This window comes from Serratia sp. CY82433, assembly GCF_052166535.1.
Lineage (GTDB): Bacteria > Pseudomonadota > Gammaproteobacteria > Enterobacterales > Enterobacteriaceae > Serratia > Serratia sarumanii.
The window spans coordinates 385,350-410,298 of the sequence record NZ_JBJNOR010000003.1 but is presented as its reverse complement, the minus strand read 5'-3'; the positions used below and the strand labels follow the sequence as shown (position 1 = coordinate 410,298).

The window sequence follows — 24,949 nt, the reverse complement described above, 5'->3', positions numbered from 1 at the left end:
CGCCAGCATAGCACGATTTGAACAACGGGGAACTAGCGGTTATTTGAGCAATTCTATTGATTTACGCGCCGCCTGCGCCAAATCAAGAAAAGCGCCCCCGCCGAAAAAGCGGGGGCGCGATACCATCAGCTGCGCAGGCCGCGGCCGCGCTCGATCAGGTACCAGGAAAGCAGGTAAAACACCGCGATAAACGCCAGCAGCACCGCCATGGTGAACGCCAGCGGCACGTCGTTGATGCCGAGGAAACCGTAGCGGAAACCGCTGATCATATAGACGATGGGGTTCAGCTTGGACACCGCCTGCCAGAATGGCGGCAGCAGCGACAGCGAGTAGAACACCCCGCCCAGGTAGGTCAGCGGCGTCAGCACGAAGGTCGGGATCAGGCTGATATCGTCGAAGGTGGTGGCGAACACCGCATTGATCAGCCCCGCCAGCGAGAACAGGATCGCCGTCAGCAGCAGCGTCAGCGCAATCACCCACCAGGCGTGCACCTGCAGCGGCACAAAGAACAGCGAGATGATGGTCACCAGCACGCCGACGCAGATGCCGCGCGCCACGCCGCCGCCGACATAGCCGGCGATCACCACGTGGGTCGGCACCGGCGCCACCAGCAGTTCCTCAATGTTGCGCTGGAATTTGGCGCTGAAGAACGACGAGGCGACGTTGGCATAGGAGTTGGTGATCACCGCCATCATGATAAGGCCGGGCACGATGAACTGCATGTAGCTGAAGCCGTGCATATCGCCGATGCGCGAGCCGATCAGATTGCCGAAGATGATGAAGTACAGCGTCATGGTGATCACCGGCGGCACCAGGGTCTGGATCCAGATGCGCGCGAACCGGTTCACCTCTTTGGCCCAGATGCTCTGCAAGGCCACCCAATACAAACGCGTCATGCTTTTTCTCCATTGCCGTTAACCAGGGTGACAAACAGTTCTTCCAGGCGGTTCGCCTTGTTGCGCATGCTCAGCACCTGCACGCCCTGCGCGCTCAGTTGGGTGAACAGGCCGTTCAGCCCCTGCTCGCGCATCACTTCCACTTCCAGCGTCGAGGTATCCGTCAGGCGGCTGTGGTAACCGTCCAGCTTCGGCAACGGGCTCTTCGCCGCCAAATCGAGGATGAAGGTTTCCGACTTCAGCTTGGCCAGCAGCCCCTTCATCGAGGTGTTTTCCACCAGCTCCCCGTTCTGGATGATGCCGATATTGCGGCACAGCATCTCCGCCTCTTCCAGATAGTGGGTGGTGAGGATGATGGTGGTGCCCTGGGCGTTCAGCTCTTTCAGGAAGCCCCACATCGAGCGACGCAGCTCGATATCCACCCCGGCGGTCGGCTCATCGAGGATCAGCAGCTTCGGCTGATGCATCAACGCGCGGGCGATCATCAGGCGGCGCTTCATGCCGCCGGACAGCATGCGGGCGCGCTCGTTGCGCTTGCCCCACAGATCCAGCTGATTGAGGTATTTTTCGGCGCGCGCCATCGCTTCACGCCGCGTGACGCCGTAGTAACCCGCCTGGTTCACCACGATCTGCAACACGGTCTCGAACGGGTTGAAGTTGAACTCCTGCGGCACCAGGCCGAGCTGGCGCTTGGCGTTGACGATGTCTTTATCGATGTCGTAACCGAACACCCGCACGCTGCCGGTCGTTTTGTTCACCAGCGAGCTGATGATGCCGATGGTGGTGGATTTTCCGGCGCCGTTTGGCCCCAGCAGGGCATAAAAATCCCCCGCTTCGACGCTCAGGTCGATACCGCGCAGCGCCTTGACGCCACCGGCGTAAGTCTTGGTCAGCTGCGCTAATTCCAGTGCATAATTCATATGTAAAATAGTACCTTATGACGATGAGTATGCCGCCGCGCCCCTGTTTGCGAGGCTTGAAACACTAACGATAATCCTAGCATCGGCGACGTTTTCACTGAGTCGAATCCGTGCGTAAAATGAGGCTGCACCACTGTTCCGATTTCCAAAGTGTGACGCTTACCCTATATTACCCCAACGCAATCTGTCCGTTACGGGTCAATCACCTCCATGAAAGAAATCGAAGAGCTTATCGCCAACAACCAGGCCTGGTCGGCCAACATCAGCCAGGAAGACCCGGAATTTTTTGAACGTTTAGCCCAGGCGCAAAAGCCCCGCTTCTTATGGATTGGTTGCTCTGACAGCCGCGTTCCCGCAGAACGCCTGACCGGCCTCGAGCCGGGTGAACTGTTCGTCCATCGCAACGTGGCGAACCTCGTTATCCACACCGATCTTAACTGCCTGTCGGTGGTGCAGTATGCGGTAGATGTGCTGGAAGTCGAACACATCATCATTTGCGGCCACCTGGGCTGCGGCGGCGTGCAGGCGGCGGTGGAAAACCCGGAGCTGGGGTTGATCGACAACTGGCTGCTGCACATTCGCGATCTGTGGTACAAGCACAGCTCGCTGCTGGGCGAGCTGCCGCCGGAGCAGCGTTTCGACATGCTGTGCGAGATCAACGTCATTGAGCAGGTATACAACCTGGGCCACTCCACCATCATGCAGTCCGCGTGGAAGCGCGGCCAGAAGGTGATGATCCACGGTTGGGTGTACGGCATTCAGGACGGCCGCCTGCGCGATATGGAAGTGCTGGCGACCAGCCGCGAGAGCCTGGAGATGGGCTACCGCAAAGCGATAGCCAAACTGAAGCAGGATAAGGGCATATAACCCCGCCGCGGGCGCGGCTGGCCGCGCCCCACATCAATTACTCGTCCAGCAGCACCACTTTGCCGACGTACGGCAGGTGACGGTAGCGCTGAGCGTAGTCGATGCCATACCCCACCACGAACTCATCCGGGATCGAGAAGCCGACATATTCGACCGGCACCTGCACTTCACGGCGCTCAGGCTTGTCCAGCAAGGTGCAAATCGCCAGCGATTTCGGCCCGCGCAGCGCCAAAATCTCGCGCACTTTGTTCAGCGTGTTACCGGAATCGATGATGTCTTCCACGATCAGCACGTCTTTGCCGCGAATGTCTTCGTCCAGATCCTTGAGGATCTTCACGTCGCGGGTGGTGGACATGCCGCTGCCGTAGCTGGAGGCGGTCATAAAGTCGACTTCGTGCGGCACGTCGATGGCGCGGCAGAGATCGGCCATGAACATGAAGGAGCCGCGCAGCAGCCCGACCAGCACCATGTCGCTGCCGCTGTCGCGGTAATGTTCGGTGATCTGGCGGCCAAGTTCGGCGATACGGGTCTTAACTTCCTGCTCGGAAATCATTACGTCTACAGTGTGTTTCATAGTATTCAGGTCAGTTGCCGGAAGAAAGGCGCAGAGTTTAGCATAGCCTTTTGCCGGTGGCGACGCGAGCGCGCCGCCACCTGAGCGACGGGCCGCGATCATTCGCCGACGGTGAAGCCCATCATCATGCCGGTATCTTCGTGCTCCAACAGGTGGCAGTGGGCCATGTACGCATGTTCGCTGCTGGCCGGATGGTCGAAGCGCACCAGCACTTCGCTGCGCCACCCTTCGACGCGCACCGTGTCCTTCCAGCCGCTGCGATGCGCCGCCGGCGGTTTGCCATTTTCCGACAGGATACGGAACTGGGTACCGTGAATATGGAACGGGTGCAACATCATGTCGCCCTCGCCGGAAATGGTCCACTTCTCATACTGGCCCCGTTTGGCGGCGAACATCGGCTTGGTCATGTCGAAGGCCTTGCCGTTGATCATGTTGCCGTGGCTGAAATCGAACGGTTTGGCTTTACCCTGCGCGCCACCGTGATCCATCCCGGCCATCTTGCCATGATCCATGCCCTTCATGTTGCCATGATCCATGCCCTGCATGCCGCCCTTTTCCATGCCTTTCATGTTGCCGTGGTCCATGCCTTTCATGTCTCCACCGCCCATCGCGCCATGATTCATGCTCATGCCGGCCATCGCCTGGTGACCATAACGATCCATCAGCGCCTGCATGCCGAGCATATCCAGCTGCGGATCCATCATCAGCTGCAGCCAACGCTCCTGGATACCGGTGGCAGCGGGTAATGTCGGCAGCTTCACCAGGCTGTCCGGCATGGTTTTGATGCCCTGCGCCAGCGACGGCTGAATGCGCAACACCGGCAGCGGTTGATCGAACGGCGCCAGCGTCATACCCATCTGCTTCACCGGCAGCGTCACGATGTCGAACGCTTTCCCGTCGGAGGCATCCACCAGCACTTCAAAACGTTCGCCCATCAGCATCGGCAGCTCGGTCAGTTTCACCGGCTCCGTCAGGAAACCGCCGTCGCTGGCGATGACATACAGCGGACGGTTGTCACTGGCCGCCAGATTCAGCGAGCGGGCGTTGCAGCCGTTGAGGAAGCGCAGACGCAGCCAGCCGCGCGGCGCCAAATGTTGCGGATACTGCGCGCCGTTGGTGAACATGCGATCGCCAAACCAGCCCACCGCCGCGCTCATCACATCCAGGCGGTATTCGATTTGTGCGTCTTTGCCCAACCGCTTATCTTGCAGGATCACCGGAATATCATCCTGCCCCCAGGTTTTCGGCAGCGGCAGTTTGGCGCTCTCCTCATCTTCCAGCAGCACCAGCCCCGCCAGCCCCATCATCACCTGGCTGCCGGTTTTACCGTGGGTATGCGGGTGGAACCAGCAGGTGGCCGCCGGTTGATCGACAGTGAAATTCACCGTGCGCGTCGCGCCGGGATGAATCAATGCCTGCGGGCCGCCATCGACGTCGCCGGGAATTTCCAGGCCGTGCCAGTGGACGGTGCTGGCCTCCGCCAGGCCGTTTTTGATATCGACCGTCACCGGCTGGCCACGCTGCAGCTGCACCGCCGGCCCGAGCAGCGCGCCGTTGAATCCCCAGGTTTTGGTGGCGGCGCCGGGCAACCAGCGGGTTTCCCCCGCCTGCAGCGCCAGCGCAATTTTTCCCTGCGCGTCCGGCGTCAACAACGGCGGCACCGGCAGGGCCGGCCGATCGGCCGCCCAGGCGGCCCGGCTCCATAACGGCAATGTGCTCGCAGCGCCCAGTGCGGCGGTTAATTTAATAAAATCACGGCGTAACATCGCTGACTCCCTTTTCTCAGTGACATAACTCAATGCCGCCAGCCTAAACCTTCCCCCTGGCGGAAGGTCAAGCCTTTCCTGGCGGTATTTTAAGCTATGCCTCACAATCAAGAGAATATGGCTGGCAAACGCAACGCCGGCCCGGCAGCAATAAAATTTGGTGCCTTTACAGGCAAGTGTGGTAACGTCAGCAAACGACAAACAGGCCTATTTCATGATGAAAAAAACAACGTTATCGATGCTGTTGCTGGCGATGCTGGGCTTCTCCAACGCCAGTCTGGCGCTGAATGAATCCGAGGCGGAAGATCTGGCCGATCTGACGGCGGTATTTATTTATTTGAAAAATGATTGCGGCTACAACGATTTGCCAAACGCGCAAATCAAACGCGCCATCGTCTATTTCGCGCAACAAAACCGCTGGGATTTGAGCAACTACAACAGCTTCAATATGAAGGCGCTGGGCGAAGACAGCTATCGCGATCTCAGCGGCATCGCCATTCCAACGCCCAAGAAGTGCAAATCGCTGGCGCGCGACTCTTTGAGCCTGCTGGCCTACGCCAACTAATTCCTTCCCCTTTCCCGCCCGCCTAACGCTCTCTCTGTCTGAAATTCAACCGTGCATCGCCAGGCAGAGTTAGCTATGATGTTGCGCCGATTTTTCATGGCTGTTATTACGGAGTTTCCCGCACATGACCCAGAAAGAAATTTGGTACGAAACGCTGCATACGGGCTTCGGCCAGTATTTCTCGGTAGAGAAGGTGCTGTACCGCGAGAAGACCGATCACCAGGATCTGGTGATCTTCGAGAACCCGGTGCTGGGGCGCGTGATGGCGCTCGACGGCGTGGTGCAAACCACCGAGCGCGACGAGTTCATCTATCACGAAATGCTGACCCACGTGCCGCTGCTGGCGCACGGCGCGGCGAAGAAAGTGCTGATCATCGGCGGCGGCGACGGCGGCATGCTGCGCGAAGTCAGCCGGCACCCTGGCGTGGAGCAGATCACCATGGTCGAGATCGACGCCGGTGTCGTCGAGTTCTGCCGCCAGTACCTGCCCAACCACAGCGCCGGCGCCTATGACGATCCGCGCTTCAAGCTGGTGATCGACGACGGCGTCAACTTCGTGAACCAAACCGACGAAACCTTCGATGTGATCATCTCCGACTGCACCGATCCGATCGGCCCCGGCGAAAGCCTGTTCACTTCGGCGTTTTATGAAGGCTGCGCCCGCTGCCTGAATGAGGGTGGCATTTTCGTCGCGCAGAACGGCGTCTGCTTCCTGCAACAGGACGAGGCGGTCAACAGCCACGCCAAACTGAGCCGCTACTTTACCGACGTCAGCTTCTATCAGGCGGCGATCCCGACCTATTACGGCGGCATCATGACCTTTGCCTGGGCGAGCCAGAACCCGGCGCTGCGCCAGCGCGATCTGCCTACTCTGCAACAGCGCTTTAACCAAAGCGGCCTACACTGTCGTTATTACAACCCGGCAATTCACGTCGGCAGTTTTGCCCTGCCGCAATATTTGCTCAATGCCCTGAACGTAACACGTTAAGCGAGAAGATAAAGGAGGTGGCCCAAATTGCATAAGCTAAAACTGCACGGCTTCAACAACCTGACCAAGAGCCTGAGTTTTTGTATTTACGATATTTGTTACGCCAAGACCGCGGACGACCGCGACGGCTATATCGCCTACATTGACGAACAATATAACGCCAACCGGCTGACCGAGATCCTGAGCGAAACCTGCTCGATCATCGGCGCCAATATTCTGAACATCGCGCGTCAGGACTACGAGCCGCAGGGCGCCAGCGTCACCATCCTGGTCAGCGAAGAGCCGATCGATCCGAAAGACGTCGATACGTCGGAGCATCCCGGCCCGCTGCCGAACACGGTCGTTGCGCACCTGGACAAGAGCCATATCTGCGTACACACCTACCCGGAAAGCCATCCGGAAGGCGGGCTATGCACCTTCCGCGCCGATATCGAGGTTTCGACCTGCGGCGTCATTTCGCCCCTCAAGGCGCTGAACTACTTAATTCACCAGCTGGAATCCGACATCGTCACCATGGACTATCGCGTGCGCGGTTTTACCCGCGACGTGAACGGCGTGAAACATTACATCGATCATGAGATCAATTCGATCCAGAACTTTATGTCGGAAGACATCAAGGCGCTGTATCACATGATGGACGTGAACGTTTACCAGGAAAATATCTTCCATACCAAGATGTTGCTGAAAGATTTCGATCTGAAGCACTACCTGTTCAACGCGGAACCGGAGGCGCTGAGCGCCGCCGAACGCAAGCAGATCACCGATCTGTTATGGAAAGAGATGCAGGAAATCTATTACGGCCGCAATATTCCGCATCTGTGATGGAAAGGGCGCGGCACGCCGCGCCCTGATGCTTAGTATTTCAGCATGAAAGAACGATAGGCCTTCAACACCAGCAGGAAGTCCTCAACGCCGCAGAATGAGAGGCTTTCTTCGTCGTAGTAATTCATCCCCTCTTCCATTTCATCGCCCTCGAACTCCAGCTGATTGGCGCGGATCATCACTTCTTCACCATCCATCAGCAGCGTATATTCATGGCCTTCCAGCTGCCATTGACGTTCACTGCCTTTGACCTCGGCCGCACCGGCTTCAATCCGGTCCAGCAGGTTGAAATCGCCTTTGACTTCTTCGTTGATCCAGTGGCCAATCGCTTCATGCCCCATCGAAAATCTGACGATCACCTGACCGGTGACGTCACGCAGAAATTCGTAATCCATAGCATGCCCTCCTGAGCCCTTTTTCTTAGTGTAAACATAAATGGCGGACTAACTCAGTGAGCGCTCGCAAAGTTGGCAACTGAGCAAAATAAAACGGGAGGCCAAGGCCTCCCGTTAAACAGTTGCGCAATATAGCGGCTTACACGGCGGTTTGGAAGATCACGCCGTCGGCTTTTTCGGTGTACTGCCCCAGCTGGTCAAAGTTCAGGTAGCGGTAGGTATCCGCCGCCGTCTTGTCGACCTGCGCCATATAGGTCTGGTACTCGTCCGGCGTCGGCAGGCGGCCCAGCAGGGACGCAACCGCAGCCAGTTCGGCAGACGCCAGATAGACGTTGGCGCCGGTGCCCAGACGGTTCGGGAAGTTACGGGTCGAAGTGGAAACCACCGTCGCACCGTCCGCCACGCGCGCCTGGTTGCCCATGCACAGCGAGCAGCCCGGGATCTCGATACGTGCACCGCTCTTGCCGAAGACGCTGTAGTAGCCTTCTTCGGTCAGCTGAGACGCGTCCATCTTGGTTGGCGGCGCCACCCACAGACGGGTTGGCAGCTGGCCCTTGTGCTGATCCAGCAGCTTGCCGGCCGCGCGGAAGTGGCCGATGTTGGTCATGCAAGAACCGATGAACACTTCATCGATTTTGCTGTTGGCCACGTCGGACAGCAGGCGCGCATCGTCAGGATCGTTCGGCGCGCACAGGATCGGCTCCTTGATCTCGTTCAGATCGATGTCGATCACCGCCGCGTATTCCGCATCCGCATCGCCTTCCAGCAGTTGCGGATCCGCCAGCCATTTTTCCATGCCCTGAATACGGCGCTCAAGCGTACGGCGGTCGCCGTAACCTTCGGAGATCATCCACTTCAGCAGCACGATGTTGGAGTTCAGGTACTCTTCGATCGGCGCCTTGTCCAGCTTGATGGTACAACCGGCGGCGGAACGTTCGGCGGACGCATCGGTCAGCTCAAACGCCTGCTCGACCTTCAGATCCGGCAGGCCTTCGATCTCCAGGATGCGGCCGGAGAAGATGTTTTTCTTGCCCTTCTTCTCGACGGTCAGCAAGCCTTGCTGGATCGCGTAGTAAGGGATAGCGTGCACCAGATCGCGCAGGGTGATGCCCGGCTGCATTTTGCCTTTGAAGCGCACCAGCACCGACTCAGGCATATCCAGCGGCATTACGCCGGTCGCGGCGGCAAACGCCACCAGGCCGGAACCGGCCGGGAAGGAGATGCCGATTGGGAAGCGGGTGTGGGAATCGCCGCCGGTGCCGACGGTGTCAGGCAGCAGCATGCGGTTCAGCCAGGAGTGGATCACGCCGTCGCCCGGACGCAGCGAGACGCCGCCGCGGTTCATGATGAAGTCAGGCAGCGTGTGGTGCGTGGTCACGTCGACCGGTTTCGGGTACGCGGCGGTGTGGCAGAATGACTGCATGACCAGATCGGCGGAGAAGCCGAGGCAGGCCAGGTCTTTCAGCTCATCGCGGGTCATCGGGCCGGTGGTGTCCTGAGAACCGACGGAGGTCATCTTCGGTTCGCAGTATTCGCCAGGGCGAATGCCGGCGACGCCGCAGGCGCGGCCGACCATTTTCTGCGCCAGCGAGAAGCCTTTGCTGCTGGCGGCGACCGGCTTGGCGATACGGAACACATCGCTGTGCGGCAGACCCAGCGCTTCGCGCGCCTTGGTGGTCAGGCCGCGGCCGATGATCAGCGGGATACGGCCGCCGGCGCGCACTTCATCCAGCAGCACGTCGGTTTTCAGCTCGAAGTTGGCGATCAGCGCGCCGGTTTCGTGGTTGCGCACTTCACCTTTGTATGGGTAAACGTCGATCACGTCGCCCATGTTCAGCTCGGACACGTCCACTTCGATCGGCAAGGCGCCGGCATCTTCCATGGTGTTGAAGAAGATAGGCGCAATCTTGCCGCCCAGCACCACGCCGCCGCCGCGCTTGTTCGGCACGTGCGGGATATCGTCGCCCATAAACCACAGCACGGAGTTGGTGGCGGATTTACGGGAAGAACCGGTGCCGACCACGTCGCCGACGTAAGCCAGCGGGAAGCCTTTTTTGTTCAGCAGCTCGATCTGTTTGATCGGGCCGACGCTGCCCGGCTGATCCGGCACGATGCCTTCACGTTCGTTTTTCAGCATCGCCAGCGCGTGCAGCGGGATGTCCGGGCGCGACCAGGCATCCGGCGCCGGAGAAAGGTCATCAGTGTTGGTTTCGCCGGTGACTTTGAACACGGTGACGGTGATCTTTTCCGCCAGCTCAGGGCGCGACAGGTACCATTCGGCGTCGGCCCAGGACTGCATGATCTGCTTGGCGTGCGGGTTACCGGCCTTGGCCTTCTCTTCCACGTCGTAGAAGTTGTCGAACATCAGCAGCGTGTGGGACAGCGCTTTCGCGGCGATAGGCGCCAGCGTTTCGTTATCCAGCGCTTCGATCAGCGGGTGAATGTTATAGCCGCCCTGCATGGTGCCTAACAGTTCAATGGCTTTCTCGGGGGTAACCAGGGGGGATGTCGCTTCACCTTTGGCGATGGCCGCCAGGAAACCTGCTTTGACGTAGGCGGCTTCGTCGACGCCCGGTGGAACACGGTTAATCAGCAGGTCTAACAGGAATTCTTCTTCGCCTTTTGGCGGATTCTTCAGTAGTTCGACCAGCGCGGCCATTTGGGTGGCGTCTAGCGGCTTAGGGGCGATGCCCTCAGCAGCACGCTCGGCTACGTGCTTACGGTATTCTTCTAGCACGACGTTCTCCTCGCTCTCATTGTCATTTATTGTGCCTGGCGTATATGCAAACCGGGTTTATACCCTTGGGGTTTCACTCTGTGGCTAGGCGATCGGCCCGTAAAGGCCCCGAAACGGTGATTGGGGCAAACAGACACGGTCAAACAGCGTTACAGCATGAAAGACTGATGGGTAGAGCGCACGGCGATATTGATGCCATCTATCCTGACGGGGCACTGCTGTCGATGTCCTGGACTGTAAGGTACAGTGCCCGGTTCCGCTCAGCCAGCATATCAGGATTTGAAACGGTTGTTAATTCGTTCACATAAAAGCAACATTAAATCTTTGCTGAATCGTTGAGCGCAGCGTAATCGGCTGCCGGACTAGCAGGGCATTATATCCATATAATTAGAATGGATATAAGCAGAGGGATCGAAATTTGGCGCGGCGGCCACAAAAATACCGCTTTCTGAGTTTGAGCAAAAAAAACGGCTCCTTATCAGGAGCCGCTTGTTAACCGGTCAAGCCAGCAGAATTACTTCTTCTTGGCTTTCGGGTTAGGCAGGTCGGTGATGCTGCCTTCGTAGATCTCCGCCGCCAGGCCCACGGATTCGTGCAGGGTCGGGTGAGCGTGGATGGTCAGCGCGATGTCTTCCGCGTCGCAGCCCATCTCGATAGCCAGACCGATTTCACCCAGCAGTTCGCCGCCGTTGGTGCCGACAATCGCGCCACCGATGATGCGGTGAGTTTCTTTGTCGAAGATCAGTTTGGTCATGCCGTCTGCACAGTCGGAAGCGATCGCACGGCCGGAAGCCGCCCACGGGAAGGTGGAGGTTTCGTAGCTGATGCCTTTCTCTTTCGCTTCTTTCTCGGTCAGACCCACCCATGCCACTTCCGGCTCGGTGTAAGCGATGGATGGGATCACTTTCGGATCGAAGTAGTGCTTCATGCCGGCGATAACTTCTGCGGCAACGTGGCCTTCGTGCACGCCTTTGTGCGCCAGCATCGGCTGACCGACGATGTCGCCGATAGCGAAGATGTGCGGCACGTTGGTGCGCAGCTGTTTGTCGACGTTGATGAAGCCACGCTCGTCAACTTCAACACCGGCTTTGCCGGCATCCAGCAGTTTGCCGTTCGGCACGCGGCCGATCGCCACCAGCACCGCGTCGTAACGCTGTGGTTCTGCCGGCGCTTTTTTACCTTCCATCGTGACGTAGATGCCGTCTTCTTTGGCTTCTACCGCGGTCACTTTGGTTTCCAGCATCAGGTTGAACTGCTTGCTGATACGTTTGGTGAAGACTTTCACCACGTCTTTATCTGCCGCCGGGATAACCTGATCGAACATCTCAACGACGTCGATCTGTGAACCCAGCGCATGGTATACGGTGCCCATTTCCAGGCCGATGATGCCGCCGCCCATAACCAGCAGACGCTCTGGGACGGTTTTCAGCTCCAGCGCATCGGTGGAATCCCACACGCGTGGATCTTCATGAGGAATGAATGGCAGTTGGATCGGGCGAGAACCTGCAGCGATGATGGCGTTGTCGAAGTTGATGGTGGTTGGGCCGTTTTCGCCTTCCACAACCAGGGTGTTAGCGCCGGTGAACTTGCCCAGGCCGTTGACCACTTTCACTTTACGGCCTTTCGCCATGCCAGCCAGACCGCCGGTCAGCTGAGTGATGACTTTTTCTTTCCAGACGCGCACTTTGTCGATGTCGGTTTTCGGCTCGCCGAAAACGATGCCGTGTTCGGCCAGCGCTTTGGCTTCTTCGATCACTTTGGCAACGTGCAGCAGTGCTTTGGAAGGGATACATCCCACGTTCAGGCAAACCCCGCCCAGAGTGGAATAACGTTCAACCAGAACGGTTTCAAGACCTAAGTCAGCGCAACGAAAGGCTGCAGAGTAACCTGCCGGGCCCGCCCCAAGTACCACGACCTGAGTTTTAATTTCAGTACTCATCATGACCTCTTAATTGATTGTCCGGCGGGTCAGACGTCATTTTTATTGCTAATCGATCTCATAACGCCCTTCATCCACCGGGACGCTTACACCGCGAGCAGTTTACAGAATTGTTAATAATCTGCAAAGCGTGTTCGAGTGACCCGTGTCTCAACAATTTTGTCGAGTTATGCAAAATCCGACAAAACTGCTACAGAATCGTCAGGGGCGCAGCATGCTGCGCCCCTTTTGCATTACATCACCAGACGGCGAATGTCGGACAGCATGTTGTTGATGATGGTGATGAAGCGCGCACCATCGGCACCGTCGATAACGCGGTGGTCGAAGGACAGCGACATCGGCATCATCAGGCGCGGCATGAACTCTTTACCGTTCCAGACCGGCTCCATCGCAGACTTGGAGACGCCCAGGATAGCCACTTCCGGCGCGTTGACGATCGGCGCGAAGTGGGTCGTCCCGATGCCGCCCAGGCTGGAGATGGTGAAGCAGCCGCCCTGCATCTCGCCCGCGGTCAGCTTGCCGTCGCGCGCTTTCTTGGAGATGGTCATCAGTTCGCGAGACAGCTCGGTGATGCTCTTCTTGTTCACGTCCTTGAACACAGGAACCACCAGGCCGTTCGGGGTATCTACCGCCACGCCGATGTTGATGTATTTCTTCAGCGTCAGCTTCTGACCGTCTTCGGACAGCGAGCTGTTGAAGCGCGGCATCTGCTCCAGAGCGGCAGCAACGGCTTTCATGATGAACACGACAGGCGTGAACTTCACGTCCAGCTTGCGCTTGGCCGCTTCTTCGTTCTGCTGTTTGCGGAACGCTTCCAGATCGGTGATGTCGGTTTTGTCGAAGTGAGTCACGTGCGGGATCATCACCCAGTTGCGGCTCAGGTTCGCGCCAGAGATCTTCTGGATGCGACCCATTTCGACTTCTTCGATCTCGCCGAACTTGCTGAAGTCCACTTTCGGCCATGGCAGCATGCCTGGCAGACCGCCGCCGGCAGCGGCCGGGGCCGCTTCAGCGCGTTTCACCGCGTCTTTCACGTAAGCCTGAACGTCTTCGCGCAGGATGCGGCCTTTACGACCGGTGCCTTTCACTTTCGCCAGGTTAACGCCGAATTCACGCGCCAGACGACGAATGACCGGGGTCGCGTGCACGTATGCCGCGTTCTCGGCGAACTCGCCTTTGTCGTCAGCTTTCGCAGCCGGAGCGGCGGCTTTAGCAGCGGCCGGAGCCGGCGCAGCTTCCGCTTTAGCGGCTGGAGCGGCGGCAGCGGCAGGCGCAGCGCCTTCCACTTCGAACACCATGATCAGGGAGCCGGTTTTCACTTTGTCGCCGGTCGCGATCTTGATCTCTTTAACGGTCCCCGCGAACGGTGCAGGCACTTCCATGGAGGCCTTGTCGCCTTCCACGGTGATCAGAGACTGCTCGGCGGCAACCTTGTCGCCCACCTTAACCATCACTTCGGTCACTTCGACTTCATCACCGCCGATATCCGGCACGGCGACGTCTTTGGCCGCAGAGGCCGCAGGCGCTGCAGCGGCAGCCGGTGCTTCAGCCGCAGCCGGGGCCGCAGCGGAAGCGGCGCCGGCCACTTCGAACACCATGATCAGGGAACCGGTTTTCACTTTGTCGCCGGTCGCGATCTTGATCTCTTTCACGGTGCCCGCGAACGGCGCAGGGACTTCCATGGAAGCCTTGTCGCCTTCCACGGTGATCAGGGACTGCTCGGCTTCCACCTTGTCGCCCACTTTCACCAGGATCTCGGTCACTTCGACTTCGTCGGCGCCGATGTCCGGCACGGCAACGTCTTTGGCCGCAGCGGCAGCCGGGGCAGCTGCTGCTGCCGCCGGTTTTTCTTCCGCTTTCGCCGCCGGTGCAGCTTCCGCTGCGCCTGCCGCTTCGAAGATCATGATCAGTTTGCCGGTTTCGGTTTTATCGCCGACCGCCACTTTGATCTCTTTCACCACGCCCGCCTGCGGGGATGGCACTTCCATGGAAGCCTTGTCGCCTTCCACGGTGATCAGCGATTGTTCCGCTTCAACTTTATCGCCGACCTTCACCAGAATCTCGGTGATTTCGACTTCATCTGCACCGATGTCCGGTACGTTGATTTCGATAGACATTATTCAGTACCTCTTAGGCCAGACGCGGGTTAACTTTTTCCGGGTTGATGTCGAATTTCTTGATTGCATCGGCAACCACAGAAGCTTCGATCTCACCGCGTTTAGCCAGTTCACCCAGAGCAGCAACCACCACGTAGGATGCATCGACTTCGAAGTGGTGACGCAGGTTTTCGCGGCTGTCCGAACGACCGAAGCCGTCGGTGCCCAGTACGCGATAGTCGCTGGCCGGCACATAAGTACGAACCTGTTCGGCGAACAGTTTCATGTAGTCGGTAGAAGCTACCGCCGGCGCGTCGCTCATCACCTGAGCGATGTAAGGCACGCGTGGCGTTTCGGTTGGGTGCAGCATGTTCCAGCGCTCGCAGTCCTGGCCGTCGCGCGCCAGTTCGGTGAACGAGGTCACGCTGTAGGTGTCGGAACCCACGCCGTAGTCCTTCGCCAGGATCTGCGCAGCTTCGCGCACGTGGCGCAGAATGGCGCCGGAGCCCAGCAGCTGTACCTTGCCTTTGCTGCCTTCCAGCGTTTCCAGCTTGTAGATACCCTTGCGGATACCTTCTTCCGCACCCTGCGGCATCGCAGGCATGTGGTAGTTTTCGTTCAGCGTGGTCAGGTAGTAGTACACGTTTTCCGGGTTGTCGCCATACATGCGCACCAGACCGTCGTGCATGATCACCGCCACTTCGTACGCGTAAGCCGGATCGTAAGAGATGCAGTTAGGGATGGTCAGAGACTGAATGTGGCTGTGGCCATCTTCGTGCTGCAGACCTTCGCCGTTCAGGGTAGTACGGCCCGAGGTCCCGCCGATCAGGAAGCCGCGCGCCTGTTGGTCGCCCGCTGCCCAGCACAGGTCGCCGATACGTTGGAAACCGAACATCGAGTAGTAGATGTAGAACGGAATCATCGGCAGATCGTTGGTGCTGTAGGAAGTCGCTGCGGCCAGCCAGGAAGAGGCTGCGCCCAGTTCGTTGATGCCTTCCTGCAGGATTTGGCCTTTCTCGTCTTCTTTGTAGTAAGCCACCTGTTCACGGTCCTGCGGGGTGTACTGCTGGCCGTTCGGGCTGTAGATACCGATCTGACGGAACAGACCTTCCATACCGAAGGTACGCGCTTCGTCGGCGATGATTGGCACCAGGCGATCTTTGATCGACTTGTTCTTCAGCATCACGTTCAGGGCACGCACGAAGGCGATAGTGGTGGAGATCTCTTTGTTCTGCTCTTCCAGCAGCGAGCTGAAATCTTCCAGCGCCGGCATTTCCAGCTTCTGGGTGAACTCCGGCAGACGCGTCGGCACGTAGCCTTTCAGCGCCTGGCGACGTTCGTGCAGGTATTTGTACTCTTCGGAATCTTTCTCGAAGGTGATGTACGGCAGTTTTTCGATGTCAGCATCGGCAACCGGCACGTTGAAACGATCGCGGAAGTGGTGAACCCCTTCCATGTTCATTTTCTTCACCTGGTGAGCGATGTTTTTACCTTCCGCGGTTTCACCCATGCCGTAACCTTTGATGGTGTGGGCCAGGATAACGGTCGGTTTGCCTTTGGTGTCCTGCGCTTTTTTCAGTGCAGCGAAGATTTTCTTCGGATCGTGACCACCACGGTTCAGCGCCCAGATTTCGTCGTCGGTCATGTCTTTGACCAGCGCCGCGGTTTCCGGGTAACGGCCGAAGAAGTGCTCGCGCACGTAAGCGCCGTCTTTGGATTTGAAGGTCTGGTAGTCGCCGTCCAGGGTCTCGTTCATCAGCTGAACCAGTTTACCGCTGGTGTCTTTACGCAGCAGTTCGTCCCAACGGCCGCCCCAGATCACTTTCAGCACCTGCCAGCCTGCGCCGGAGAAGATGCCTTCCAGTTCGTTGATGATCTTGCCGTTGCCGGTGACCGGGCCGTCCAGGCGCTGCAGGTTGCAGTTGATGACGAACACCAGGTTGTCCAGCTTCTCGCGGGTCGCGATGGTGATGGCGCCTTTGGATTCCGGCTCATCCATCTCGCCGTCGCCCAGGAAGGCGTAAACGGTCTGCTCAGAGGTGTCTTTCAGGCCGCGGTGTTCCAGGTATTTCAGGAACTTCGCCTGATAGATGGCGCTGATTGGGCCCAGGCCCATGGATACGGTCGGGAACTGCCAGAATTCCGGCATCAGCTTAGGATGCGGGTAAGAGGACAGGCCTTTGCCGTGCACTTCCTGACGGAAGTTGTTCATTTGTTCTTCGGTCAGGCGGCCTTCAAGGAAGGCACGCGCGTAAACGCCCGGAGAGATGTGGCCCTGGAAGTACACCAGGTCGCCGCCGTCTTTCTCGTTGCGTGCGCGGAAGAAGTGGTTAAAGCAGACTTCATAGAAGGTCGCGGAAGACTGGAAGGAAGCCATGTGGCCGCCCAGCTCCAGGTCTTTTTTGGATGCGCGAAGAACGGTCATGATCGCGTTCCAACGGATCGCAGAGCGAATGCGGCGTTCCAGATCCAGGTTGCCTGGGTAGGCCGGTTCGTCTTCTACCGCGATGGTGTTGACGTAGTTGTGCGCTGCAGCACCGGCCGCAACGTTAACGCCGCCTTTGCGGGCTTCTCCCAATACCTGATCAATCAGAAACTGAGCTCGCTCAACACCCTCTTCACGGATGACCGATTCGATCGCCTGCAGCCAGTCGCGGGTTTCGATCGGATCCACGTCATTGTTTAAACGTTCTGACATGGTGGTATTCCTTATCTGTCTAATGGTTTGTTTGGAGCCTGTCTTCCTGTGCTCTGTGCAAAAACACACGAAGACAGGCCCATCAGTTTAGTTGCCGCTTAAGTACTTAACTAAGTACCTCGAACTTAACCCCCGCAGGCTGGTGTACCCTGAAGAGGACAGCTCTTAATCCTTGCGTTGCTGGAGACGCCGTAGCGATCTCTCGCGCCGAGTATGCTCCCGGCTGAGATCCAGCAAGATTTCCTCGATAAACGCCAAGTGGCGATGCGAGGCTTCACGGGCCTTTTCCGGCTCGCGTGCCACAATCGCCTCAAAAATTCCGGCGCGGTGGCTGCTCACTTTTGCCAACATCTCACGGCGCGAGTAGAGCAATTCAAAGTTCTGACGCACGTTCTGTTCCAGCATCGGCCCCATGCAGCGTAGCAGGTGAAGTAACACAACGTTGTGGGCAGCTTCGGTCACGGCGATTTGATACTGCATGACCGCATCGGCTTCGGCGTCGAGATCGCCGCTGTCTTGAGCCTGTTGAATCACGATATGGCAGTCGCGGATGCGCGCCAGATCTTCATCGGTGCCGCGCAGCGCCGCGTAATAGGCGGCAATGCCTTCCAGCGCGTGACGGGTTTCCAGCAGATCGAACTGTGATTCGGGATGGTCGGCCAGCAGCTCGGCCAGCGGATCGCTGAAGCTCTGCCACAGATTAGTTTGCACGAAGGTGCCGCCGCCCTGACGACGCAGGAGCAGCCCTTTCGCTTCCAGGCGCTGAATGGCCTCTCTCAGAGAAGGACGGGAGACATCAAATTGTTTCGCCAGTTCGCGCTCCGGAGGCAGTTTTTCCCCTGGGCGCAGTGTCCCCTCGAGGATCAGATATTCGAGCTGTTGCTCGATAACATCTGACAACTTGGGTTGGCGGATTTTGCTGTAGGCCATGAGTGAATTCTTCTCTGCGAATGGCGCGGAGTCAATTGGTAATACCAATTTCAAAAACGTGACGGTAAAGTAACAAAGTATTCACCTCCTGTCCATACGGGCCTTGATCGAAATCAGGTTACCCGCACATTTTAACACCCCGCTGAAAACCCCGCTGCAAACCGGTAACGCCGTGATGGTATTACCATTTACGCGCCGGGTTGGGGATTTAACTTTTACCAAACCTTACGCAAGGAAGAGTGCAAACTTTTTGCCCAAGTTTTATTGCATGGTTATGACGCTTTAATGAATGGCTATTTGGCGAGTAGCGCCACGGTGATTCGTTCATTATTTGAACGCGCGCCGCCGCTCGGATCTACGTTATTTTTGCGCATTATGTGATTTGTTGCTTATTTCATGCACTGAATCCTTCCCGCCGTCACACAACCCGCATTTTGTTTCCTAAACTGCTGCAATCTTAATCACTCACACGACAAAGCAGGTGCAAACCGACGCGCATAACATTATTCTCTGCCAAACGGTAGCGGCGCCGTGGAATTAATAGCTATAACGCCGTAAATAAAACAAAACACACATCGTAACCACTGCTTTACAGGCAGGTGGGCATTCACAACGACAGAGGGTTTGATTGATGGATGGTCAACAGCATGGTGACCAGCTGAAACGCGGCCTGAAAAACCGCCATATTCAGCTCATCGCCTTAGGTGGCGCAATCGGCACCGGGTTATTTCTCGGTATCGCTCAAACAATAAAAATGGCCGGCCCGTCAGTGCTTCTCGGCTACGCCATCGGCGGCTTCATCGCGTTTCTGATCATGCGCCAGCTGGGGGAGATGGTGGTGGAAGAGCCGGTTGCCGGTTCCTTCAGCCACTTCGCCTACAAATACTGGGGCAACTTCGCCGGCTTCGCCTCCGGCTGGAACTACTGGGTGCTGTATGTCCTGGTGGCGATGGCGGAACTGACCGCGGTCGGCATCTACGTGCAGTACTGGTGGCCGGAGATCCCCACCTGGGTTTCCGCCGCGGTATTCTTCCTGGCGATCAACGCCATCAACCTGGCCAACGTCAAAGTTTACGGCGAGATGGAGTTCTGGTTCGCCATCATCAAGGTGGTGGCGATTATCGGCATGATCGTGTTCGGCGCCTACCTGCTGTTCAGCGGCATGGGCGGCCCGGAGGCCACCGTTACCAATCTGTGGGCGCAGGGCGGGTTCTTCCCGAACGGCGTCATGGGCCTGGTGATGGCGATGGCGGTGATCATGTTCTCCTTCGGCGGCCTCGAGCTGGTCGGCATCACCGCCGCCGAAGCCGACGACCCGCAAAAGAGCATTCCGAAAGCCACCAATCAGGTGATCTACCGCATCCTGATCTTCTATATCGGTTCGCTGGCCATTCTGCTGTCGCTGTACCCTTGGGGCAAAGTGGTTGAAGGCGGCAGCCCGTTCGTGCTGATCTTCCACGCGCTGAACAGCAACCTGGTGGCGACCGTGCTGAACATCGTGGTGCTCACCGCCGCGCTGTCGGTGTACAACAGCTGCGTCTACTGCAACAGCCGCATGCTGTACGGCCTGGCGCAGCAGGGCAACGGCCCGAAAAGCCTGTTGAAGGTCGACGGCCGCGGCGTGCCGGTGGTGGCCATCGGCATTTCAGCCCTCGCCACCGCGCTGTGCGTGCTGATTAACTACCTGATCCCGGGCCGCGCCTTCGAACTGTTGATGGCGTTGGTGGTATCGGCGCTGGTGATCAACTGGGCGATGATCAGTCTGGCGCACCTGAAGTTCCACGCCGCTAAAAATCGCGAAGGCGTGGTGCCGAAGTTCAAAGCCTTCTGGTACCCGTTCAGCAACTACCTGTGCCTGCTGTTCATGGCCGGCATCCTGGTGATCATGTACCTGACGCCGGGCATTCAAATCTCGGTGCTGCTTATCCCGGTGTGGGTGGCGATCCTGGCCGTCGGTTACGCCATCAAACAGCGCAGCCAACGCGTCGACGGCGTCACCAGCCGTTGAACCCCGTGACCGCGCGGTAAAATGGCCCGCTGATGCGGGCCATTTTTTTCGCCTGAACGCCGCTTACTTGCGCAACGCTTTCACCTGTTCGGCGGTGATGTCCGCCGGCAAGCCGCCCCAGGTCACGCGCAGATAATTCACCAGCTCCGCCACGTCGGCATCGCTCAGCCGTTCGCCGAAGCCCGGCATGCTCTGCATGCTTTCGCCGTTCGGGAACTGCTGAGCCGGCAGGCCGTCCAGCACCGACACGATCAGGTTCTTGCCGTCCACCTGGCGCAGCGTGGCGTTATCGCGCATCGCCGGTGCGACGTGCGGTTTGCCCTCGCCTTCGCGGGCGTGGCAGCCGGCGCACTGATCCAGATAGGCCATGCGCCCGGCATCACTGCCCTGGCCCATTTTCACCGGCACCGCCGCCGGCGGCTGCTCGCCCATCAGATACAGCGCCAGCGCCTGATGGTCTTCCGGCGTTAAATGCCGGGTGCTGAGATCCACCACCATGTGCATCTCGCTGAAGGCGGAACCCTGCGGCGCGAGGCCGGTGCTGAGGAAGCGGCTGATGTCCTGCGGCGTCCAGCCGCGCTGCGCCAGGCCGTGCGGCGTAATGTCCGGCGCCATGAAGCGGCCGAGATCGCCGCCCTGCATCGGCTTGGCGAGATCCATCTGCCCCAGCGCGCCGCGCGGCGTGTGGCATTCGCCACAGTGGCCCAGCACGTCGGCCAGATAGCGGCCGCGCTGCCATTGCGGCGAGCTGCCCTGCGAACTGGCCGGCAGCGGATCCTGGCTGCGGAACAGCAGGTTCCAGCCGATCAGCGCCATGCGCTGGTTGAACGGGAACGGCATCTCGTTGGCCGGAATGGCCACGTCCACCGCCGGGCGCGTCATCAGGTAAGCGTAGATGTCGTCGGCGTCCTGACGTGACATGCCCTTGTACGAGGTGTAAGGCATCGCCGGGTACAGGTGTCGCCCGCCCGGCGCCACGCCCTGCGTCAGCGCCAGGAAGAAGTCGTCCCTGGTCCAGCGCCCGATGCCGTGGTCGGCCGACGGCGTCAGATTGCTGCCGTAAATCGTGCCGAACGGCGTTTCCAGCGGATAGCCGCCGGCCAGCGGCGCCCCGCCGCTGGCGGTATGACAGGCGGCGCAGTCGGCGGCCTGCGCCAGATAGCGGCCGCGGGCGATCTGTTCGGCGCCGGCGGTCACCTGCTGTACCGGGCCGTCGTAACGGCGGTTTTCCCGCCACCACAGCAGCGCAATCACCACGATCGCCACCAGCAAAATCAATACTGCGAGACGTTTTTTCATTGCGCCGTCTCCTTCAGCAGGCCCGGCGTTTTCAGCACCACGTCGCGCACCGCTTCGTAGTAGCGCACGTAGCCGGTGCAGCGGCAGATGTGGCTGTCCAGCGCCTGCTCGATGGCGCTTTCCAGCTGCTCGCGAGCGATAGGTTCACGCTTGAGCTTTTCCACGAAAATGGTGGCGGCATTGACAAAGCCCGGCGTGCAGTAGCCGCACTGGAAGCTGTAGTGCTCCAGAAACGCCTGCTGGATCGGCGATAGTTCAACCACCTCGCCCTGCTCGTCCACCCTGGCGTGGCCTTCGACGGTACGCACTTTCTTGCCGTTGAAGAAATGCGCGCCGGTGATGCAGGTGCGCACCTCTTCACTGGTGCCGCTCGGGTGATCGACGATCGCCACGCAGGCGTGGCAAATGCCCTGCCCGCAGCCGAGGCGCGAGCCGGTCAGGTCAAGGTATTCGTGCAGGAAATCGATCATCATCAGGCCTTCCGGCACCTCGATCGGGCCGTACTGCTTCTGGTTGATGGTCAGGGAGATCGGCTGGGTTTTAATGCTCATTGTAATACCTCACGAATATTTTCTGCACGAACGGGCAAATCACGGAAACGGTGGCCGGTGGCGTCGGCGATGGCGTTGACCAGCGCGGCCACGATCGGGATCATCACCACCTCCGCCATGCCTTTCGGCGGATCGGTTTCCGACAGCGCCGGCAGGATGTCGCCGCTCTGCTTCCACACCGCCACGTCGCTGGCGCGGGGCAGGTGGTAACGGTTGAAGTTCCAGGTGCCGTTGCCCGGCCCGTCTTCGTACAGCGGTAAATATTCGTGCAGCGCATGGCCGATCCCCATCGCCAGCCCGCCCTGCAGCTGGCCGGAAACCAGTTCCGGCACGATCAGGTTGCCGCACTCCATGATCGAATGGTGATTCAGCAATTCCACCTGGCCGGTGGCGATATCTACCGCCACTTCCGCCAGCGTGCCGACGGCGCTGTAGTAGGTCACCGCCGCATTGTTACGCTGGGTTGGCGGGTAGTAGACCTGCCCACGCGCCAGCGGTTTGAATTCGCCGCCGGCGTTGCGCAGCGCCATGCCGTCGATCGGCAAGCGCTCGCTTTTGCCGTTCAGCGTGAAATCGGCCTCCGCCCACTGCCAGCGGTTGAAGACGTGTACCGCCGCGCCGGTGACGCCGCCCATCTGATAGGCCGTCTTGGCCAGCAGCTCGAGGCTCAGCACCGACATGCCCGCCGCCGTCAGGCCGCCTTCGACCCAACGCGCATCTTCACGCCGCACCACCAGCGGCGCCGCCTGGCCGCCGCCGATGCCGGCCTGCCACAGCGCCATCGCCGCCGGCCACAGGCCGTGATCGAAGATCAGGCGCGCCGCTTCGCGGGTGCTGTGCGAGAAGTAATAGGCCGAGTTGCTGGCGCTGGACGGCGAACAGTAGCTCGGCGTCCAGTTAGGGTTGGTTTGCAGCTTGTCCTGCTCCTCCTGCGACATCAGGTAGGGATCGCCGCTGGTGACCATCGGCAGCACCGACCAGTCGGTGACCGAGAAATGCGCTTCGTCGGCCGGTTTGCCCAGCCACTGCGCGCACAGCACCGACTGCGAGGTCGACATGCCGGTGCCCATCTCCGCGCCGCTGTGATGCAGCGTGATGCGGCCGTCTTCGCTCAGCTCCACCCGGGCGAACGAGGTTTCCGCCCCGGTGCCGAAGTCTTTCTGCACGCAGCCGAAGCCAACGCCATAGCGCTTGCCGGGATGGCGGCTCTCAAACTCGGCCTTGCGTTCGGCGCGCTTGAGCCACATCTCATGCTTCGCCGCCTTCTCCAGCACTTCATCGGCGCGGATCGCACCGGCCGGGATCGCCCCCTGGGTGTTTTTCATGCCGGATTTCAGCACGTTGCGCAGGCGGAACTCGATCGGGTCGATCTTCAGCTCGGCGGCCAGCTCATCCACCATCATCTCGGTGGCGGCCATGCTCTGCAGCGTGCCGTAACCGCGCGCCGAGCCGGCGTCGATGGCGCGTGAGGCCAGCCCGACCGACGACAGATCGCTTTTCGGGAAGTAGTAAATCGACTGCGCGGCGGTCGCGCCGACCATCACCACCGAAGGGGTAAAGTTGCTGCGGCCGCCGCCGTCCGCGGTCATGTCGCCGAGGAACGACTGCATGACGCCGGTCTGCTTATTCACCGCGATGCGGTAATTCATGTCGAACGCGTGGCGCTTCAGCGCCGTCTGGAACTGCTCGAAGCGGTCGTTGGCCAGGCGCACCGGGTGGCCGTCGCCGTACATCGCCGCCACCGCGCCGTAATACGGGAAGTTGTAGTGATCTTTCGAGCCGTAGCCCACGGTGTAGCACGGGTGCAGGATAAGCTGTTTCACCGGCGGGTTGCGCTTGGCCAGCATGCGCGGCATCTCGTCGGCCACTTCCTGCGGCGACTGGGTCGGCACCACCAGATGCAGCGTTTGCGTCTCGGCGTCGAACCAGCCGTTGGCGTTGTCCGGCTCCAGCGCCGAGGTGTCGATCGACTGCGTGGTGTAGCGGCGCGACATCACCAGCCAATCGGCCGGCGGATTGGCCATCTCGTCGGCGATCAGGCCCGCATAGCGCATGCCTTCCTGATCCAGCTTGCCGCCCTCGCGCCCTTCCGGCCACACCGGCAGGTGTTTTTTCATCGACACCGGGAAGATCGGCGTGTCCTTCAGGCTGGAGAAGCGATCGTCGTCGAACGGTTGATCGCCCCCCACCCGCACATAGCGGAAGCTGCCCCAGGGATCGCGCTCCAGCGGGCCGGTGACCGCGCCGTATTTGATGGTTTCCTCACGGAATTTCAGCTTGTCCTTGGCGAAGCGGAAACGGGCGAAGTCGTGATAGATCAGTATCGCCACCGCCTGGCCGAGATAGGCCGGGGTTTTGCCGCTCGGCAGCAGCATGTCGTCGCCGTAGAACGCCGGGAAGGCCAGGCCGTCGCGCGCCAGATCTTCCGCCGTCACCAGGCGATCCGGCTGCAGGTCGTCCCCCAGCAGCGACAGATCGACGCCCTCGAACAGCCGGTCGGCTTTAGTGACGCGAAGAATGAAGGCGTGCGCCTGTTTCTGCGGCCAGTGCGGCATGTCCACCGCGCGGATATCGCGCGCGAACACCTTCTGCCCCATGACCTTGGCGCGGCCGTCGATACGGAAACGGACGCGTTTGGTCTGCGGATCCCAGTTGGGTGACTGGAGGATTTTTTGCTCGAACAGCGCGGCGTAGGCGCGGCTGTACAGGGGCGCGAGGTACACGGACACCCCCGCAATCACGGCGCCTTTGATAAAGCGGCGCCGCGACGGGTTGAAATTGCTCATAAATAAGTCCTTCACGTCTTTCTTGTAATTGGTTTTTGTTCGCGGTGTTGTTGCGCAAACGCTGACGACCTTGCCGTAGACGTCATAAGCATATGCTTATAACTAAAATTAT

18 protein-coding genes are annotated in these 24,949 nt (G+C 59.4%); 5 read left to right on the top strand and 13 right to left on the bottom strand.

Features of this window, described 5'->3' with window-relative positions:
- Nucleotides 1–125: 125 nt before the first annotated feature.
- The gene (locus tag ACJ8PI_RS18210; RefSeq protein ID WP_033635921.1) at nt 126–896 is read right to left on the bottom strand and encodes an ABC transporter permease; all 771 of its coding nucleotides are present in this window, start codon (nt 894–896) and stop codon (nt 126–128) included.
- Nucleotides 893–1,816, bottom strand: a complete 924-nt coding sequence (locus ACJ8PI_RS18205; protein ID WP_049196066.1) for an ABC transporter ATP-binding protein — start codon at nt 1,814–1,816, stop codon at nt 893–895. Before ACJ8PI_RS18205 ends, ACJ8PI_RS18210 begins: the two co-directional genes overlap by 4 nt.
- A gap of 210 nt (nt 1,817–2,026) precedes the next feature.
- Here ACJ8PI_RS18205 and can point away from each other — a divergent pair, with 210 nt between their 5' ends.
- A complete protein-coding gene (gene can / locus ACJ8PI_RS18200; protein ID WP_033635923.1) occupies nt 2,027–2,683 on the top strand; it encodes a carbonate dehydratase in 657 nt (218 codons plus the stop codon).
- Between the two features lie 37 nt (nt 2,684–2,720).
- Here can and hpt read toward each other — a convergent pair whose 3' ends face one another.
- The gene (gene hpt, locus ACJ8PI_RS18195; RefSeq protein ID WP_048234659.1) at nt 2,721–3,257 is read right to left on the bottom strand and encodes a hypoxanthine phosphoribosyltransferase; all 537 of its coding nucleotides are present in this window, start codon (nt 3,255–3,257) and stop codon (nt 2,721–2,723) included.
- A gap of 98 nt (nt 3,258–3,355) precedes the next feature.
- Nucleotides 3,356–5,023, bottom strand: a complete 1,668-nt coding sequence (gene cueO / locus ACJ8PI_RS18190; protein WP_164134845.1) for a multicopper oxidase CueO — start codon at nt 5,021–5,023, stop codon at nt 3,356–3,358.
- Between the two features lie 217 nt (nt 5,024–5,240).
- On the opposite strand from cueO, the gene ACJ8PI_RS18185 reads away from it, so the two are divergent.
- From ACJ8PI_RS18185 to speD, 3 genes are all read left to right on the top strand, one after another.
- Nucleotides 5,241–5,588, top strand: coding sequence for a YacC family pilotin-like protein (locus tag ACJ8PI_RS18185; RefSeq protein ID WP_004937515.1), 348 nt, complete (start codon nt 5,241–5,243; stop codon nt 5,586–5,588).
- A 124-nt stretch (nt 5,589–5,712) separates the two neighbouring features.
- Nucleotides 5,713–6,576: a polyamine aminopropyltransferase gene (gene speE / locus ACJ8PI_RS18180; RefSeq protein ID WP_041036651.1), complete on the top strand. Its 864-nt coding sequence runs from the start codon at nt 5,713–5,715 to the stop codon at nt 6,574–6,576.
- Nucleotides 6,577–6,603: 27 nt separating this feature from the next.
- On the top strand, nt 6,604–7,398 hold the full coding sequence (gene speD / locus ACJ8PI_RS18175) for an adenosylmethionine decarboxylase (protein ID WP_004937510.1): 795 nt from the start codon (nt 6,604–6,606) through the stop codon (nt 7,396–7,398).
- Nucleotides 7,399–7,430: 32 nt separating this feature from the next.
- Here speD and yacL read toward each other — a convergent pair whose 3' ends face one another.
- From yacL to pdhR, 6 genes are all read right to left on the bottom strand, one after another.
- Nucleotides 7,431–7,793: a protein YacL gene (gene yacL / locus ACJ8PI_RS18170; protein WP_004937507.1), complete on the bottom strand. Its 363-nt coding sequence runs from the start codon at nt 7,791–7,793 to the stop codon at nt 7,431–7,433.
- A 139-nt stretch (nt 7,794–7,932) separates the two neighbouring features.
- Complete coding sequence (gene acnB, locus ACJ8PI_RS18165; RefSeq protein WP_164134846.1) at nt 7,933–10,530, bottom strand: bifunctional aconitate hydratase 2/2-methylisocitrate dehydratase; 2,598 nt, start codon at nt 10,528–10,530, stop codon at nt 7,933–7,935.
- A gap of 514 nt (nt 10,531–11,044) precedes the next feature.
- Entirely contained in the window at nt 11,045–12,469 is a 1,425-nt protein-coding gene (gene lpdA, locus ACJ8PI_RS18160) for a dihydrolipoyl dehydrogenase (protein ID WP_004937500.1), read from the bottom strand.
- A 233-nt stretch (nt 12,470–12,702) separates the two neighbouring features.
- The gene (gene aceF, locus ACJ8PI_RS18155; protein ID WP_060423006.1) at nt 12,703–14,586 is read right to left on the bottom strand and encodes a pyruvate dehydrogenase complex dihydrolipoyllysine-residue acetyltransferase; all 1,884 of its coding nucleotides are present in this window, start codon (nt 14,584–14,586) and stop codon (nt 12,703–12,705) included.
- A 13-nt stretch (nt 14,587–14,599) separates the two neighbouring features.
- Complete coding sequence (aceE, locus tag ACJ8PI_RS18150; protein WP_039567225.1) at nt 14,600–17,263, bottom strand: pyruvate dehydrogenase (acetyl-transferring), homodimeric type; 2,664 nt, start codon at nt 17,261–17,263, stop codon at nt 14,600–14,602.
- Between the two features lie 165 nt (nt 17,264–17,428).
- Nucleotides 17,429–18,193 (bottom strand): pyruvate dehydrogenase complex transcriptional repressor PdhR, encoded by a 765-nt coding sequence (gene pdhR / locus ACJ8PI_RS18145; RefSeq protein ID WP_004937490.1) that lies wholly within the window; start codon nt 18,191–18,193, stop codon nt 17,429–17,431.
- A gap of 631 nt (nt 18,194–18,824) precedes the next feature.
- Between pdhR and ACJ8PI_RS18140 the strand changes: the two genes are divergently transcribed.
- Nucleotides 18,825–20,201 (top strand): amino acid permease, encoded by a 1,377-nt coding sequence (locus ACJ8PI_RS18140; RefSeq protein WP_164134847.1) that lies wholly within the window; start codon nt 18,825–18,827, stop codon nt 20,199–20,201.
- A gap of 63 nt (nt 20,202–20,264) precedes the next feature.
- On the opposite strand, the gene ACJ8PI_RS18135 is transcribed toward ACJ8PI_RS18140, so the two are convergent.
- The 3 genes from ACJ8PI_RS18135 to ACJ8PI_RS18125 are packed head-to-tail and all read right to left on the bottom strand — an operon-like array spanning nt 20,265 to nt 24,837.
- Nucleotides 20,265–21,500, bottom strand: coding sequence for a cytochrome c (locus ACJ8PI_RS18135; protein WP_164134848.1), 1,236 nt, complete (start codon nt 21,498–21,500; stop codon nt 20,265–20,267).
- Nucleotides 21,497–22,051: a (2Fe-2S)-binding protein gene (locus ACJ8PI_RS18130; protein WP_033635931.1), complete on the bottom strand. Its 555-nt coding sequence runs from the start codon at nt 22,049–22,051 to the stop codon at nt 21,497–21,499. The genes ACJ8PI_RS18135 and ACJ8PI_RS18130 overlap by 4 nt, the downstream gene beginning before the upstream one ends.
- Nucleotides 22,048–24,837: a xanthine dehydrogenase family protein molybdopterin-binding subunit gene (locus ACJ8PI_RS18125; protein ID WP_060426998.1), complete on the bottom strand. Its 2,790-nt coding sequence runs from the start codon at nt 24,835–24,837 to the stop codon at nt 22,048–22,050. Before ACJ8PI_RS18125 ends, ACJ8PI_RS18130 begins: the two co-directional genes overlap by 4 nt.
- Between the last annotated feature and the right edge of the window lie 112 nt (nt 24,838–24,949).